General features: G+C 41.2%; 20 protein-coding genes. 3 read left to right on the top strand and 17 right to left on the bottom strand.

Annotated features, from left to right (window positions below; genetic code table 11):
• Window positions 1-173: 173 nt before the first annotated feature.
• Together BWD47_RS01985 and ilvN are read left to right on the top strand one after the other, a co-directional pair.
• Window positions 174-1,898, top strand: a complete 1,725-nt coding sequence (locus BWD47_RS01985; RefSeq protein WP_075593260.1) for an acetolactate synthase 3 large subunit — start codon at window positions 174-176, stop codon at window positions 1,896-1,898.
• On the top strand, window positions 1,898-2,395 hold the full coding sequence (ilvN, locus tag BWD47_RS01980) for an acetolactate synthase small subunit (RefSeq protein ID WP_036972002.1): 498 nt from the start codon (window positions 1,898-1,900) through the stop codon (window positions 2,393-2,395). The genes BWD47_RS01985 and ilvN overlap by 1 nt, the downstream gene beginning before the upstream one ends.
• A gap of 74 nt (window positions 2,396-2,469) precedes the next feature.
• Here ilvN and BWD47_RS01975 read toward each other — a convergent pair whose 3' ends face one another.
• The 15 genes from BWD47_RS01975 to BWD47_RS01905 form a co-directional block, all read right to left on the bottom strand.
• On the bottom strand, window positions 2,470-2,745 hold the full coding sequence (locus BWD47_RS01975) for an HU family DNA-binding protein (RefSeq protein WP_036972004.1): 276 nt from the start codon (window positions 2,743-2,745) through the stop codon (window positions 2,470-2,472).
• 205 nt (window positions 2,746-2,950) lie between these two features.
• Window positions 2,951-3,484: a DUF3833 domain-containing protein gene (locus BWD47_RS01970; protein ID WP_036972006.1), complete on the bottom strand. Its 534-nt coding sequence runs from the start codon at window positions 3,482-3,484 to the stop codon at window positions 2,951-2,953.
• The gene (locus BWD47_RS01965) at window positions 3,477-3,974 is read right to left on the bottom strand and encodes a chalcone isomerase family protein (RefSeq protein WP_075593259.1); all 498 of its coding nucleotides are present in this window, start codon (window positions 3,972-3,974) and stop codon (window positions 3,477-3,479) included. The genes BWD47_RS01970 and BWD47_RS01965 overlap by 8 nt, the downstream gene beginning before the upstream one ends.
• A gap of 56 nt (window positions 3,975-4,030) precedes the next feature.
• Window positions 4,031-4,474, bottom strand: a complete 444-nt coding sequence (locus BWD47_RS01960) for a DUF2878 family protein (protein ID WP_305954734.1) — start codon at window positions 4,472-4,474, stop codon at window positions 4,031-4,033.
• Window positions 4,475-4,502: 28 nt separating this feature from the next.
• Window positions 4,503-5,765 (bottom strand): cyclopropane-fatty-acyl-phospholipid synthase family protein, encoded by a 1,263-nt coding sequence (locus BWD47_RS01955; RefSeq protein WP_075593257.1) that lies wholly within the window; start codon window positions 5,763-5,765, stop codon window positions 4,503-4,505.
• 14 nt (window positions 5,766-5,779) lie between these two features.
• Window positions 5,780-6,520 carry a DUF1365 domain-containing protein gene (locus tag BWD47_RS01950; protein ID WP_036972014.1) on the bottom strand — a complete coding sequence of 247 codons (741 nt, stop codon included), beginning with the start codon at window positions 6,518-6,520 and terminating at the stop codon, window positions 5,780-5,782.
• Window positions 6,513-7,769, bottom strand: a complete 1,257-nt coding sequence (locus BWD47_RS01945) for an NAD(P)/FAD-dependent oxidoreductase (RefSeq protein ID WP_075593256.1) — start codon at window positions 7,767-7,769, stop codon at window positions 6,513-6,515. The genes BWD47_RS01950 and BWD47_RS01945 overlap by 8 nt, the downstream gene beginning before the upstream one ends.
• Window positions 7,766-8,476, bottom strand: a complete 711-nt coding sequence (locus BWD47_RS01940; protein WP_036972018.1) for an SDR family NAD(P)-dependent oxidoreductase — start codon at window positions 8,474-8,476, stop codon at window positions 7,766-7,768. Before BWD47_RS01940 ends, BWD47_RS01945 begins: the two co-directional genes overlap by 4 nt.
• On the bottom strand, window positions 8,476-8,904 hold the full coding sequence (locus tag BWD47_RS01935; protein WP_075593255.1) for a nuclear transport factor 2 family protein: 429 nt from the start codon (window positions 8,902-8,904) through the stop codon (window positions 8,476-8,478). Before BWD47_RS01935 ends, BWD47_RS01940 begins: the two co-directional genes overlap by 1 nt.
• Before the next feature lies 1 nt (window position 8,905).
• Window positions 8,906-10,297: a deoxyribodipyrimidine photo-lyase gene (phrB, locus tag BWD47_RS01930; RefSeq protein ID WP_075593254.1), complete on the bottom strand. Its 1,392-nt coding sequence runs from the start codon at window positions 10,295-10,297 to the stop codon at window positions 8,906-8,908.
• Window positions 10,297-11,250 carry a DUF523 and DUF1722 domain-containing protein gene (locus BWD47_RS01925; RefSeq protein WP_036972023.1) on the bottom strand — a complete coding sequence of 318 codons (954 nt, stop codon included), beginning with the start codon at window positions 11,248-11,250 and terminating at the stop codon, window positions 10,297-10,299. Before BWD47_RS01925 ends, phrB begins: the two co-directional genes overlap by 1 nt.
• A 10-nt stretch (window positions 11,251-11,260) precedes the next feature.
• Window positions 11,261-11,911 carry a ChrR family anti-sigma-E factor gene (locus BWD47_RS01920; RefSeq protein ID WP_075593253.1) on the bottom strand — a complete coding sequence of 217 codons (651 nt, stop codon included), beginning with the start codon at window positions 11,909-11,911 and terminating at the stop codon, window positions 11,261-11,263.
• The gene (locus tag BWD47_RS01915; RefSeq protein ID WP_036972027.1) at window positions 11,904-12,527 is read right to left on the bottom strand and encodes a sigma-70 family RNA polymerase sigma factor; all 624 of its coding nucleotides are present in this window, start codon (window positions 12,525-12,527) and stop codon (window positions 11,904-11,906) included. The genes BWD47_RS01920 and BWD47_RS01915 overlap by 8 nt, the downstream gene beginning before the upstream one ends.
• Window positions 12,528-12,589: 62 nt before the next feature.
• Complete coding sequence (locus tag BWD47_RS01910) at window positions 12,590-13,168, bottom strand: LON peptidase substrate-binding domain-containing protein (RefSeq protein ID WP_075593252.1); 579 nt, start codon at window positions 13,166-13,168, stop codon at window positions 12,590-12,592.
• 219 nt (window positions 13,169-13,387) lie between these two features.
• Entirely contained in the window at window positions 13,388-13,666 is a 279-nt protein-coding gene (locus BWD47_RS01905) for a hypothetical protein (protein WP_051501856.1), read from the bottom strand.
• 258 nt (window positions 13,667-13,924) lie between these two features.
• Between BWD47_RS01905 and BWD47_RS01900 the strand changes: the two genes are divergently transcribed.
• Window positions 13,925-14,554, top strand: a complete 630-nt coding sequence (locus tag BWD47_RS01900; RefSeq protein ID WP_036972031.1) for a hemolysin III family protein — start codon at window positions 13,925-13,927, stop codon at window positions 14,552-14,554.
• Between the two features lie 34 nt (window positions 14,555-14,588).
• On the opposite strand, the gene BWD47_RS01895 is transcribed toward BWD47_RS01900, so the two are convergent.
• Both BWD47_RS01895 and BWD47_RS01890 read right to left on the bottom strand, forming a co-directional pair.
• Window positions 14,589-14,897: an MGMT family protein gene (locus BWD47_RS01895; protein ID WP_036972032.1), complete on the bottom strand. Its 309-nt coding sequence runs from the start codon at window positions 14,895-14,897 to the stop codon at window positions 14,589-14,591.
• On the bottom strand, window positions 14,881-15,792 hold the full coding sequence (locus tag BWD47_RS01890; protein ID WP_075593251.1) for a LysR family transcriptional regulator: 912 nt from the start codon (window positions 15,790-15,792) through the stop codon (window positions 14,881-14,883). The genes BWD47_RS01895 and BWD47_RS01890 overlap by 17 nt, the downstream gene beginning before the upstream one ends.
• Window positions 15,793-15,893: the final 101 nt, after the last annotated feature.

Here is a 15,893-nt window from a genome sequence, read left to right as displayed (position 1 = left end):
AAGAAAAAAACAATGAATTTTCGCAGCCATCTTTTAGTCGTCAATGTACTCGTACTGGTCTTAGTAAAAAGCCCAGCGGGGACGTATTAAAAGATGAAAGCACGCTTTTAAAAACCCCCGCCATTTGCGGGGGTTTTTTTATGCTCTTGTAGCTAGCACACAGAGGAATGAGGATGAGTACAGCAGAATATAATGGATCCGAACTTGTTGTTCGGGCACTTAAAGAATTAAAGGTTAAATATATCTTTGGCTACCCAGGCGGGTCAGTGCTGGATTTATACGACGCACTTTTTCAACAAGATGATATCGAACATATCTTAGTACGTCATGAACAAGCAGCCACGCATATGGCCGATGGTTATGCCCGAGCAACGGGCGATGTCGGTGTGGTGCTTGCAACTTCGGGTCCTGGAGCAACAAACTGCATTACCGGTATTGCTACCGCTTATATGGATTCCATTCCTATGGTTGTGTTGTCTGGTCAAGTACCCACAGGACTGATTGGCGATGACGCCTTTCAAGAGACCGATATCGTTGGCTGCTCTCGTCCGATTGTAAAGCATAGCTTTAACTGTCGAAGCGCAAAGGAAATCCCGGCCATTCTTGCCAAAGCATTCTACATAGCCAGCACAGGGCGTCCTGGTCCTGTTGTGGTCGAATTGCCTAAAGACATGCTAAATCCAGCCATTAAATTTCCATTTGATTTTCCAAAAACAACAGAGCTTCGCACATACAACCCAAATACCAAGGGTCATTCAAAGCAAATTCGTAAAGCTGTCACTGCCATTCTAGAAGCGAAAAAGCTTGTTATTTATTCTGGTGGCGGCATTATTCTCTCCAATACATCAGAGCAATTAACCCATCTTGTAGAGTCACTTAATGCTCCTATTACAAATACATTAATGGGACTAGGTGGTATTAGCGGCACACACCCTAACTTTATCGGTATGTTGGGTATGCATGGCAGTCTAGAGGCAAATAAAGCGATGGCCCATGCCGACGTTATTTTAGCGTTAGGGGCACGATTCGATGATCGGGTAACCAATAATGTAAAGAAATTCTGCCCAAACGCCACTATCGTTCATGTTGATGTTGACCCCACATCGATTTCAAAAACCATAAAAGCACATATTCCTGTCGTTGGTTGCTTACAAACGGTACTTGAACAATTACAAAGCGCAATTGATAAAAGCTCCATTGCGATTGACCGTTCTGCACAAGAGGATTGGTGGCGACAAATTATTAGCTGGCGAGAGCAAAAGTGTCTGAGCTACAGCACCGATGGCGATAAAATTAAACCGCAAGCGGTTATAGAAGCAATTTACAAAGCAACCAATGGTGATGCGTATGTCAGCTCTGACGTAGGCCAACATCAAATGTTTGCAGCTCAGTACTACCCGTTTAAACACCCGCGCCAATGGATTAACTCTGGAGGCCTTGGCACGATGGGCTTTGGCTTGCCTGCGGCTATGGGTGTCAAACTGGCTTTCCCAGACAAAGAATCAATTTGTGTTACCGGTGATGGCTCGATTCAAATGAATATTCAAGAGCTTTCGACTTGCTTGCAATATAACCTTGCTGTGAAAGTCGTGTCACTTAATAACCGTTCACTAGGCATGGTTCGCCAATGGCAAGACATGATGTATTCAGGGCGTCACTCATCATCGTACATGGAATCATTACCTGATTTTGTAAAACTGGTTGAAAGCTATGGCCATGTCGGTATTCGCGTAGATCATATTGATGAACTACAACCAGCCATTGACAAAGCGATGTCGATTAACGACCGATTAGTATTCTTAGATATTTGTGTTGATGAAAAAGAGCATGTTTACCCAATGCAAATAAAGCTAGGGGCTGTGGATGACATGTGGTTACGTAAAGGAGTAAAAGCATAATGCGCCGTATTTTATCGATTTTATTAGAAAACGAACCAGGTTCACTGTCTCGCATTGTTGGCTTATTTTCACAGCGCGCTTACAACATTGATAGCCTGACAGTGGGCACCACTGATGACCACTCACTTTCACGTATCACTATCACCACAATGGGTGATGACCGCATTGTTGAGCAAATCACAAAGCAAGTAAATAAACTTGTGGATGTACTTAAAATCATTGATTTAACAGAAATGGCACACATCGAGCGTGAGTTATTGTTAGTTAAAGTCTTTGCTCAAGATGAAAACACCCGTGCCGCAGTCACGCGCGTTGTCGATGTGTTTCAAGGTGCCATACTCGATATGGGCCGCCACAGCTATACATTACAACTTGTCGCAAGTACCGAGAAAATAGAATCGTTCTTAGACACGCTTCGCCATGAAACAGACTTAATTGAAGTCGTGCGTTCGGGTGCGGTCGGCATTGGTCGAGGTGATAAGGCGTTAAAGGCATAAGCCTTTACCGCTTTATTACAGACACAAAAAAAGGGCTATTAGCCCTTTTTTTAATTAATAAGTACTTATTCTTATTAAGGATTAACTTGGTCTTTAAGACCTTTACCCGCTTTAAAGCTTGGGATAGTTGCTGCTGCGATTTGGATTTCTGCACCAGTTTGTGGGTTACGGCCAGTACGCGCTGCACGCTCTTTTACCGAGAATGTGCCGAAACCAACTAATGCTACTGAGTTACCTTCTTTAAGAGAGTTAGTAACTGCGCCAGTGAATGCATCTAGTGCACGCGTTGCTGCCGCTTTTGAGATTTCTGCATCAGTAGCGATTTTTTCAACTAATTGAGCTTTATTCATTGTTAGATTCCTATTCGTTATTATTTTGCCTTCGCAAAACCTATCTTTATGCATTTTTGAAAAGTTAGCAACAGCAAATTGCTATTTTTACGTAAATTATTCAAAAATGGCTACATTTTAACTGTCTATCACTAACTTAGTGACATCAGGATTAATAAAGACTGAATTTAACCATCTTCCAAAAGGTTTTATGACAGCTAAACGATCATTCGATTTTCTCGATAACCAAGGTTACTTCCCCAACCTCGACACCAAACTTATCAATAGCGGTACGGTTAATCAAGCGCGATTGTGTTACCAAGTACATCCAATCATCGAAGTTTACAACTAAAGTACTATCGTTATAAGGAAGTTCTACCGAGTAAGTCCAATGAAACACACTGCCGTTACTATCCCCTTTCGCTTCACCCACTACATCTGAAGCGGTACCTGAAATACTCCCGTCATCATTTAGAGTGATATACCAAGTGCGAGTTTGCGTTTCCCCATCGTCATAAACAAACTGCTCATCAATCACCCCTTGGTTGCCTTGCCAGCTTGCTTGCATATCAACAACTAACTTACGCGTTAACTCGCCCTTGTGGTCTTGAACAACGCCGTACGCTTTAAGTTCACCACTGAAGAAACGTTTAAAGTTAAATTCTGGCTCTGTCCCTTTATAATAATCAACATCAGGGGCTGAACAACTCGCGACTAAAAATACCATAGCTGAAATGAACATTGCTTTGAGCTTAATCATGTTTCCCTCCTATAAGCTGTTTTCTAAGTGAAGGCTCTGTTGTGTCGGCACTAAGCCAAATTGCTAAAAAATTATCGGCAAACCTTTCATCTTCAATAGCACCAAGTTTTTCGTTGTTGAAGTAAAAAGTTCCAATTGCCTGTTGGTTTGTTTCAAATGACAAGGAATCGTTTTCTTTTATATCTGGCCATAAATCAAGTAATTGAGTATCAAAGGCACCAACCATTTCATCAAAACCCAAATGCTGCCATTGCTCATTAGTGGCTTTAACAATATCTTTTGCCGAAAAATCGCGCAGGTACGTTAATGTGAGTTTGGTTGGGTGCTGGCCAAAAACATAGTCTCCTGTGGGCGTTTCTAGTTTTGCGTTATACACATCCCAAAACAAGTATTCCATTTTTGCTTGGCCTACAGTTTTGAAACCTGTAGCGTTAGCGTTTGTCATTAATACCAGTGAGGAAAATAGGAGTAATGCGAGTCTGTATTTCATTGTTCTATACCTTAAAACATATCTTTTAGACACTACGCATCACAGGGGCTAAGTGATCATTTTGAGGCTAAATAGCGTTTGTTTATGACAATAAGTGCCATGAACATCGAGGCCCAACTAATGCCATAACACAACCAGAACATCCAAAGCGATATATCAATGTTTAAAACACCAAAACGCGCCCCTGCATAATAGCTACCCGGTGCAAAAAGAGCGCATACAAGCCACCCTAAATACCATGGAAGCTTTTGCAGAAACTGCATTGAAGTATTGATGGTTAAAAGCAATGCTCCCCAAAGGAGTACCAGCCAAAATGGAAAGGGGTAGACTTTAAAACTCAGTAAATTTAAGGATGTCGCAAGCCATTCAAAGCCTAACGCAAGGGGCAGGCCACACACTAGAAGCAAAAGGTCTTGCTTGCGTTGCTCGGAAAGATAGATCATCAATCCAACAACGCCTAAAGCTGGAATAACGGCTTGTTGCTCAAGGAGTAAGGCCATAAACCACACTCCCTGAAACAACACGAAATTAATAATTGAGCGCAATGTCATCGCCTGAGTGAACAAAACGAGGTCGACGAGCAACCAAATGAACTGTGCTAATCGAACGCGTTCTGAACGCGCCTTCGCAATAAGCCAAATAAAATAGCCACAAGCGATAGAAGCGTTGATCGAATTTTACTTTATCGATTTCAGGCCAGCTTGCCACAAAGCGTTCACGCCAGTCAGCCAACGTTCTGGCGTAATGCACCCCAATGTCTTTAACACTGTGAACAACCATGTCAGTTTGCTGTTTAATTTGCTTGTTCATTTCATCTAAGCATGGCAAACAACCGCCGGGGAAAATATACTGCTGTATAAAATCTGAGTTCTTTAAGTAATGGCTATAGCGTTGATCCGCAATTGTGATCGCTTGTATAAGCATTGCCCCATTAGCTTTTAACAGTGACTGACACTTAGCAAAAAAGCCAGGCAAATACTCGTGACCCACAGCTTCAATCATCTCAATAGAGACAAGCTTATCGTAGCGGCCCTCAAGGAGTCGATAATCGTGTTTAAGCAACGTTATTTTGTGCTCTAAATTTAATTCTTTTATTTTTTCTGCAACATAATCATGCTGCTCATCAGAAATAGTGGTGGTTGTGACATGGCAATCAAAATGCGTTGCAGCATAGATAGCAAATGCCCCCCACCCGGTTCCAATCTCAATGACCTTATCGCCAGGTTGCAAGTCGACTTGCTCACATATAAGAGCGAGTTTGTGTGTTTGTGCTTGTTCTAGCGTCGCTGCTTTCGATGGATACACAGCGCATGAATAAAGCATTTCGTCACTTAAAAATGCGCTGTATAAATCATTGCCTAAATCATAATGCGCTGCGATGTTCTTTTTAGAACCCGATGCAGAGTTTTTATTTTTTAAGTGGTTGACTCGGTGAGCAATACCACTTAAAAAAGCGAATTTTTTTTCAAAAGCGTCTAGTTTGTCTTGGTTGAGGGCAAATATTTCGATGAGTTGCGTTAAGTTATCACAATCCCAATACCCTAAAATATACGCTTCACCAGCCCCCACACTGCCCGACATGGCAAACATTTTGTACATTGCGGCGTCATTTACTGTCACCGTAACACTGAGCGAACTGTGTGGATTACCAAACTGTTCGCGCTCGTTGCCATCAATTAATGTGATGCAGCCTATGTCGATACTGCTGAACGCACCTGTCACCAGTTTCTTATAAATTTTTGACAACCAACCTGTTGTAGAGGATTGCGTTAAATTTGATACTTTTTCCATCACATCACCTAATTTTAATTCTCTTGCTTGCCTGAGTGACCAATAAAGGGCACACGTTTGCAAAATAGTTTCAGCGCATGAATGTAAATACCTTTAAAAATACTCAACGTCATCGCTGGAAACTGTTTCAGCACGGCACTAACCTGCTCTTTAGTCAGGGCTTGCCTTTGCAAACGAAGTGTTGCATCAAACAAAAGAGTGTCGTCTTTTTTATTTTCAATATGAATCATAGCGTTATCAGAATTAAGTCTGACATTCCAATGATAGTTCATATCTAAGTTCATGAAAGGTGATACGGAGAAAACCTTTTTAAAGTTCACTTTTTTTTCTAAAGGTACGACATAATAATGACGTTCATTCCACGGCGTGTTACTCACTTCTGCAAGCATGTGTGTGAAATTGCCATCGGAGGTTTGATAAAAGAAAAAATTTACGGGGCTGAAGTAAATGCCAAAACAGCGCATTTGCCCCAGCATATAAACATGGCTAAACGTTGTGTTAACCCCCAGTTCCGCAAGCTTATCCAGTGCGCGTTGCTGCAATGATAACTGCATGTTGGTTTGATAGTTAAAATAATCGCTTTGTTTAAACTTTAATAGTTTAAAGCCATTACAACCAAGCCAAGGATGAATATTATTCAGCTCCTCTGGCTTGGCTAAATCGACCCACATCATGTAGAGCGGGTATTTAAAGTGATGCTCTTTTACTGCAAAACGCCGATGTCGAACATCACCAATGTAAATAGCACTATTCAAACTCAACTCCGAGTTGTTTAGCAACATTCACGGCACTTCTTACACCATCTTCATGAAAACCATTGTACCAATAGGCACCGCAGAAATAGCTGTTTTTATGGCCATCTATCAGCGCTTTTTTCTGCTGGGCAGCAATAGATTCTTTGTTAAAGACAGGATGGTGATAGATAAATTCGCGTAAGATTTTGTCTTTGTTAATTCCCTCTAAGTGGTTCAAGGTCACACAGAATTGTGGTTTACTTTCAATTCCTTGCAAAATATTCATTTGGTAAGTAACCACAGCAGCTTTGTCTGTGTTGTTATTAAGCAAATAATTCCAACTTGCCCAGGCAGCCTTACGTTTAGGAAGCAAAGAGGTATCGGTATGCAATACCACCGAATTCGCTGTGTATGGAATCGCAGAAAGTACCGCTTTTTCATCCTCAGTTGGGTCTAACAAGAGCTTTAAAGCTTGGTCTGAGTGACACGCAAAAACAACTTTATCAAACGTTTCGCTGTAACCGTCATCAAAATGAACATGGGCACACTCTTCACCACGCGATACAGAACTAATATTACTGTTAAGACGAATTTTGTCTGCAAAACCTTTAATCATTGGCTTGATGTATTCACGAGACCCTCCCGGAATAACATACCACTGAGGGCGGTTGGTAATATCTAAAAGGCCATGGTTATAAAAGAACTTAACGAAGAACTCTGTTCCCACTTTGGTCATTTCTTTAATACTGGTCGACCAAATTGCAGCTCCCATAGGCAGGATGTAGTGGTAACGAAAAAATTCGTTAAAATCATGCTCATCTAAAAACTCGCCTAGCGTTTGGTTAGGTTGATAATTTTGCTCTGCATGTAACGCCTTACACACATCATTAAAACGCACGATGTCTTTGAGTAGTTTCCAAAACTTAGGACGAAAGATATTTCGCTTTTGTGCAAATAAACTAAAAAAAGTGTGGCCATTGTATTCAAAGCCCGTTTGTTCGTTATGCACACTAAAACTCATTTGCGTTTTTTGTCGTTGCACACCCAATCGGTCGAGCAATTTTTCAAAGTATGGATAGGTTCTATCATTAAACACAATAAAGCCTGTATCAACGGCATAATCAACACCGTCAACGTTGACATCAATTGTGGCAGTGTGACCGCCTATATAGTCATTTTTTTCAAACACTGTTACATCATAATGTTTATGAAGTAGGTGCGCACAGCTTAAACCTGCTATACCCGACCCAATTACGGCCACTTTTTTCAACGTGATAATCCTTTTGCAAGCTTCAGCCATAATGGCGTAGGAAGCATTCGTAATAATTTTAAAATGAGGGTAAATCGATAAGGGAAATGCACTTCCTTACGTCGTTTTTCAACCCCTTTGTATATGTAACTAGCTGCTTTTTCTGCGCTAACCGCCATGGGCATAGGAAAGTCGTTTTTATCTGTTAAAGGCGTTTTCACAAATCCGGGATGAACCAAGGTCACGTCTACATCATTTAAATCAACAGCAAGGCTGTTTGCCAAATAACTGACTCCCGCCTTAGAGGCGCCATAGGCTTGGCTTCGTGGCAAGGGTAAATATGTAACGCTTGAACTGACAATGACCAACTGGCCACCCGGCTTAATTTTTGGCAGCAAGGCCTCTAAGCAGTAGCCCATGCTTAATAAGTTTGTTGTTACAACGCGGGTAAATAATGCACTGTCGAAATTACGCGCATCATCAATATATTCACAATTTCCTGCGTTTAATATAACGCGATCAAATTGTGTGTAGGCCACGGTGCTTGAACGGATGTCTTGCAAATTTGTGGCATCAAACTCACAACGTTCAATGTTGCTGTGGGCACTTAATTTAGCAAGCTTGTCGGTGTTACGACCACAGGCTATAACCTGCTCGCCAGCATCTGCGTATTTATACGCAAGCGCTTCACCTATGCCAGATGTCGCGCCTGTAATTAGTGTTGTCATTATGCACTCGCTCTTTTATCAATGAAACGAACTGCTGAACCAAGTAACGGAATGTGTCTGTACAGTAAGGCACCCGCATCGAAATAATCGCGATGTTGGATAATTTTTTCGTTCGAAAAAACGAGCCGACTGTGCCCTTCCACCGCTATTTTTTTACCTTTGTTTAATTTTGGATGACGGTAAAACATTGTCCAATAAATAAAGGCTTTGTTGGTCGTGTGCTCGACATCAGTGATGTTAAATTCACAAGAAATAACATTAGCGTACAAATTTTTAAAATAGCTGTGTAAAGCGGCTAAACCATCCACTGCATGAAGGGGGTCTGAAAACTGGATATCTTGATGGTAGATTTCATCAAGCAGATGCAAATTGTCTTTATTGAGTGTTTGATAAACATTAATAAATCTGTCAAGGGTCGCCTTGTCCATATCACACCTTAAACGCGTTTAACGCACGCTCTCGCGCCGCTTTATGATCAACTATTGGAGACCAATAACTGCTTTTACTTCCCTGTTTAGCTAAGTAGTCATGTGGGAAGTGAATGTGTTTCGCAGGTATTTTTTCCAACTCTGGTAGATATTTACGGATAAACTCACCATCTGGATCAAAGCGCTCGCTTTGGGTAATTGGATTAAAAATACGAAAATAAGGTTGTGCATCACACCCTGTGCTAGCAGCCCATTGCCATCCACCATTGTTTGACGCCAGATCGCCATCAATCAAGTGTTTCATAAAAAAGCGTTCGCCTTTGCGCCAATCAATAAGGAGGTGCTTAGTTAAGAAACTAGCAACCACCATTCGCAACCGGTTATGCATCCAGCCGGTTTGCAATAATTGTCGCATTGCTGCATCCACAAGCGGATAGCCGGTTTTACCTTCACACCACGCATTAAAGTCATGTTCGTCGTCGCGCCATGCTAGGGCATCGTATTTATCGTTAAAGTTGGCGTATTTACTCAAATTTGGATAAATCGCAATCAGGTGACGATAGAACTCGCGCCAAATCAACTCGTTTACCCAGCAAAACAGACTACTTTTAGCATTTTTCAATACATCGGGATGACGCTGCTGAATGAGCGCCAGCAACTGATGAACACTAATAATACCCAGCGCTAAATAAGGGCTTAAACCTGAGGTGCCTTTAATACTTGGGATATCACGTTGTTCCTGATACGTACCAAGCTTTTCGTCGATAAAGCGTGCACATACATGGCTTAGCGTTTCATCATCAACCGGCCATTTTTCGGAGCTGCCGTCAGAGGTTAATAATTCATTTTCTTGCCACTGAACTGCAGGTGGCATATTAGGCGGCTCGGCAAAATAAAAATGCGTATCTTGAAACTGCTTTAACCACGCATTTTTGAAAGGCGTGAACACTTTAAACATCTCGCCACTTTGGTTTTTAATACTGCCTGGGGGGGCAATAACATCACCATCATAGCTGTAAAAATGTACATCTAGCGCATCAGCTTTAACTAAAAATGCATTATCTCGTTCAACTTCATTGAGTTCGTATTCATTATTTGCATAAACACTTTCAATAGAATGCTGTTGGCAAAACGCTGAGAGCTTATCAACACACCCCGAATAATCGTGTGCATCAATAAGGTGTAATGTAATGCCTTTATCAGCTAAAAGTTGCCCTAAGAATGCTAAACGGCGCTTTAATAAATCAATCTGAATAGGTGCTACATCATGTTGTTGCCATTGTTTTTCGGTTATAAAAAACACCGCATCTTGGCATCCATTGTCGATAGCGCGATATAAAGCGTCGTTATTAAAAAGGCGCAAATCGCGCCTAAACCAAAATAATGTCTTCATTAAATTCCGTAGCGTAATTTCAGTTCGTTCGGGTAAGGGTCAAAATAGACTTGCTTTGCAAGGTATTCATTGGGATGTATTTTTAGATGGTGCTTAATTAAGGTAAGCGGTACGTACAAAGGAACAAGTCCTTTTCGATACTCGTCAATCGCATCGCGAAGCTCTTGCTTTTCAATTTTAGTGAGCGACTTTTTAAAATACCCCTGCAAGTGCATTAAGGTATTGGCATTATTTTTTCGCGAAGCAGGTTTCTTTAATGCGGTCATTAGTCCCAAAATGTACTCATTCGCGAGCGCATTAATATCTTCGCCATCAAATGTGCCCAGTAAGTTACCCAAGTTTCGATACGCCTCGTAATTATGAGCCATCAGCAAATATTTATATTGCGCATGAAACTGCGTTAAACGGTGCACGGTAATGGGTTGCTCATTAAGCGTTTGCCAATGTTTGTAGGTGTAGACCCGCATGACAAAGTTTTCACGCAGGTGCATATCGTTTAAGCGACCGTTTTCTTCACAGGGTAGTAGCGGGTTGTGAGCCATAATTTGCTCAGCAAAAAAACCAACGCCCTCAGAAGTATTTCCGGTACCCGCTTCATTGTAAATTTTAATCCGTTCCATGCCACAGCTTGGGCTTTTTGCACAAAACACAAAACCGCTTAACTCAGCAGTTTGTTCTGTTGCCACGCGCTTACCATACTCGGTCAGTTTAGGGCCAACATCGCCCGTGCCATCTGGTCGACATACTTTTATCGTGTCACCGACACGCACTTGGCGAATGGTCGGTCGCGGTATTGGCAAACCAACCGCGACTTCAGGGCAAAACTTTTTATACTCGACATGATTAGCTAACTCATCCATGCAAAAGTTTGATTTTTTGTGGCCACTATCAAAACGCACTTTATCGCCTGCTAAGCAAGCACTAATACCTATTTTTATTGTCGATTGCAGCATAAAGTTCCTACTAATAAATCAAATTACCAATTGGATTAAGTAATTTGCTGATACCCTTGTTAAAGTGTAGAGCACTGCTCACCACCGTAAAACATAAGCACCCTTGCGCCGTTTTAGGCGTATGATTATGACGCCCATCAAGCATCATAAAATCTCCAGGTACGTAACTGCCTTCTTCATCACTAAACTCACCCTCTAGTAGTAAGGTTAGCTCAAATCCAGTATGTGTGTGCTCTGGAATTTCACCCCCTGCATCAATATGTAAAAGACTGGCTCTTAAAGCACCGTCGTCTATGTCAATGCGTGAGCGCGCCAACTTACCAAGTTGCATAAAGTTACTGTGACCAATACGTGTTAAGGCGCGAGGCAATGTGTAAGTTTTGTCTTTAACATCAACCGTAATGGGGGCTTGCTCGTAAATTTCGTCGATTGCATCGTCTGCCGTAATTGCATCGAATAAGCCTGCATCAAATGAATCTTCACTATCAGCATCAAATCCTGCAAATACATCATCAGCCTGTTTGGCTTCGAGTGCTGCAATCTCTTTTTTACACACGGGGCACATTTCAACATGAATAGCGACAGCGATACTCAACGATGCTGGCAAACTGCCTTCGCTGAACTGCATGAGAATGTCGTTAGAAGGATGGTGCTTAATCATGTTGGTCTCCCATTTCGTTGCGTAACTTCTGCAAGGCCAAGCGAAGACGAGACTTCACTGTACCTACGGGAATATTTAAATGCTCTGCAAGTTGTTCTTGCGACATATCTTGAAAATACACCCCACGTACAACTTCACGTTGCGCCTGAGGGAGCTTGTTAAGGTACTGCTTAATTTGTTTGTCTTCTAAATGGTCGCTAAATTCGTGTTGACCCGGAGTCGCTTCATCAATAAGTGGCCAAATATCTTCGCTGATACACTCTTCTCTACTGCTTTTCATTTTTCTTAGCATGTCGAAAGAAGCATTACGCATCACGGTATAAACCCATGTCGTCGCGGCCCCTTTGTCCTTGTGATAGAGATGTGCCTTGCGCCAAACTGAAGTAAGCGTTTCTTGCACAAGCTCCATCGCTTGCGCTTCAGAGCCAAATTGTTTAATTCCAAAGCGCTTTATTTTTGGCGAAAAATATTGGAACAACAGCGCAAACGCCCGTTTATCGCGGTGCGTTGCAACTGCAAATAATGCATCTGCAAGCTCTTTGCTTGGTGTATCTGGCATGGCAGTGAATTGACCTGTGTTAGGTTTACAACCTGTTTGAAGTTGTTGACTTACCATTTTAATGTCATCCAATTATTGTCGTTACGTACATTACGCAGAGCGACAACAAACAGATCACATTAATCAGTAAATTCGGTATTAATCAAAGTATGGAGGAAACTTAGCAAATTTTCAAAGTTAGATTTAAAGGCAAGTTGTTGTTTTTTAACTAGTGAAATGGGTAATATTTCGAGCCAACGCGCAGCAACCCACGCAAGGTTATCAAATTGAGGGGCTTTATAAAGTGCAGCTAAATCAGGTTGATTCGCAAATACAGCTTGCAGCGTATGGCTTAGCAATAAGTTTTCATCGGTGACGACTGATTTTACATACCAGCTCGGTTTCGGCACGCGATCAACATCAGCATGACGAAGTTCTTGTTTATCATAAAATGGTTGATTGATAGACACGGCATGCTCTGCATACACATCAATGAGTAACTGCCCGCTATCATCTTGATTAAAATCGGTTATTTGCATCATACAACCGAACTCAGGCAGGTTAAGCTCTGTGTCGTGTTGGTATGTGCAAAGCACAAATCCGGTGTTGTCTTTAACAGCTTCTTTTACCATGGTTAAGTAACGCTGTTCAAAGATTCTTAGCTTTGTGTACCCTTCAGGTAAAATAAAAACCGGTAAAGGAAAAATCGCACGCTTCATAAAGTCTACTATCAAAAAACCACATGCCTTTAGTTACGTGCGCTTTTAGTCCGCCGATCAATATTTCATGAAATCTTAATTCTATTTCCTATCCTAAAAGTTGAACCATTGTGCAACATTACGAAATAACTCGATTGATGCATACGCACTGAGTAAACTCAACACAGGTGCAACCATTAGTAAAAATAAGCTGATTTCACTACTCATTGTCCTGCCTCCTTACTGCTTGTTAGTTACTTCAGATGTTTTTGCAGCCAACGTTACGGCTTCTTTTGAAGCGGTGTCCGCATCACCCATGTAACTTTCAAGTAATTTTTGAGCATCAAACTCAATGCTTTTATTCACACTTTGCTTAAGCTCTATACTTGCTTGTTGAACATAGCTCTTAATGGTTTGTGTGATGGTGTTACTTATGTCTAATTCAAAGTCAGTAGCACTTGCTTGAGCAGACCCTAATACAAGTAACGCAGCAGTCGTAAGTTTTAGTGAGTTATTCATAATGATATTCCTTGTCTCTTTAAGTAATTAGTCGTAATTACATAATCAAAGGTTGTGCCACCATGAAAATAATTTATAAGAACTTGTTTTTAAATAAATTTTATAGATAATTTATTTTTACACTTATTCAGCATTGGTTAATAAAACCAATAAAATTTATTTTTTTAACCAACTTTTAGTGAAAAAATAAGCGTTGATAAATTCAGCGTACACTTGTACACTGAAATTGTTTTTTAATTCATTTTTATTAGATGGTCTATGACAACTGCGCTTCCTTATTCACGCCAAGAAGAACAACTTAATGTGCTCACACATGGCTTAGGTGTCCTATTTTCTGTGTATGTACTGTGGGACTTAGTGTCACAATCAAACGCAATGTCAGCCACCGTGAGTGCTGTTGTGTATGGCTCAAGCTTATTGGTACTTTTTTTAGCCTCAACGCTCTACCACGCAAGTACAAAAGAGCGCCTGCGTGCTATTTATAAAAAGTGTGACCACTGTGCAATTTACTTACTGATTGCGGGTACCTACACGCCTTATTTAGTTATTTCGTTGTCGGGCGCGTGGGCAGTGGCCGCATTAGTGTTTATTTGGTCTTTAGCCATTGGCGGGGTAATTTATAAGTTGCTTGTAAAGCATACCAATAAAAAAATATCGCTCACAACATACTTATTGATGGGTTGGTTTGCACTTGCTCTTGTTTACCCTTTATATTTGAATCTTGACCCAAGTGCGTTGTGGTGGTTACTCGCAGGCGGCATTGCTTATAGCTTGGGAACTTTCTTTTACAGCGCTAAAACGCGACATTACAGTCACGCTATATGGCATGTATTTGTACTTATCGGCTGCGTATGTCACTACCTATCTATTAGTTTATACGTGTATTGAGGCGGGTTTATAAATTTATAGCGGGCGTAGTGGCTTAGTCCCATTGATGTATACGCATATTAATTTTTGACTTGTTAAAGGTGACACCCTCTATTATCAGTTTTTGACGTTGCTCACAATGTTTAGGTGTGCCTTCAGGAAAGGATATTTTGCCCTGACTATTGACCACCCGATGCCATGGAATTTTAGAATCGCTTGGCATCATTTTTAATAATCGTCCCACCAGTCTTGCATTATTAGGATAACCAGCAAGACCAGCTACCTGCCCGTAGCTGGCTACTTTTCCCTCTGGAATAGAGGCTATAACCGTATAAATAAGTTCTTCTTTAGTTGCTTGTTGCACGAATTGAATCCAAATACTGTTTACTTACTTCACTAAATGCCTGCCAAATAGCCCTCGCAACCGGGCCATGGTGCACGGAGTGCTGTCTAAATACGCGAATTTCTGCGCCAAATTGATGCTCTCGATCTGTAATTTTTATTTGCTGTAAAAGACCTGCTTCTATTTCACTTTGACAGTGCTGTAAACTAATCATTGCCCACCCTGCCCCAGAAAGCAAAAACGATTTAACACTGGTTATATCATCAATTTTCATCAAGGCAGACCCTAGCGTATAAGAGAGTCTGTCGCTATCAAAACTTAAGTCACTCTCAAACATTGCCAGACACGGGTAATTTTGAATGTCGGCAAAGCTAATTTCCGCTGGCACGACACTTGGCGCACTTACAATGCCAATGTCAAATTTACCAATGGGTAAACTTTCTAGATCACCCGTCGCATGAAACAAATCAAACCATGGGCCAATTCCTAAATCTGCTTGATGGCTATTTACTTGCTCTAGCGAAACAAAGCGTTTACCAGACGAAATACTAAACTCGGTGCTCGAAAAGCGCTTGAAAGTGTGGCTAATGACTTGGTTATAACTATGTTGATGGCACAGCTGCTCGTAACAAATTCGGTAATTAGCTTCATTACCGAGTGCAAGCTCTTTAGCTAACGAACTTAACTCACTGTTAGCATTAAGCAACTGACGCGCCTCTCGATAAAAAATACGCCCTTTTTCAGTCAAATGTAATCGGTAGTGTGCACGGTCTAATAACTCAAAGCCTAGTTCAGACTCTAGCTTCTTGATGGAAATTGTAAGGGCGGGTTGTGTTTTATGAAGCTTTACCGCCGCTTGGCTCAAACTAGAGCTTTGCACGATAGCATCTAAAATAATTAATTGATTTAAATTCATTAACCGCAAACCCTATTAATAAAATTAATGATGTTTCTAAAATTTAATAATTTTTATTTTATATCTTTGCAGCGTATCCTGCAGCAAATTTATGCTTTCAT

This window comes from Pseudoalteromonas sp. PAB 2.2, from assembly GCF_001938575.1.
In the GTDB taxonomy this organism is placed as follows: Bacteria; Pseudomonadota; Gammaproteobacteria; order Enterobacterales; family Alteromonadaceae; genus Pseudoalteromonas; species Pseudoalteromonas lipolytica.
The sequence above is the reverse complement of the archived record's forward strand: the minus strand, read 5'-3'. Positions and strand labels throughout refer to the sequence as shown.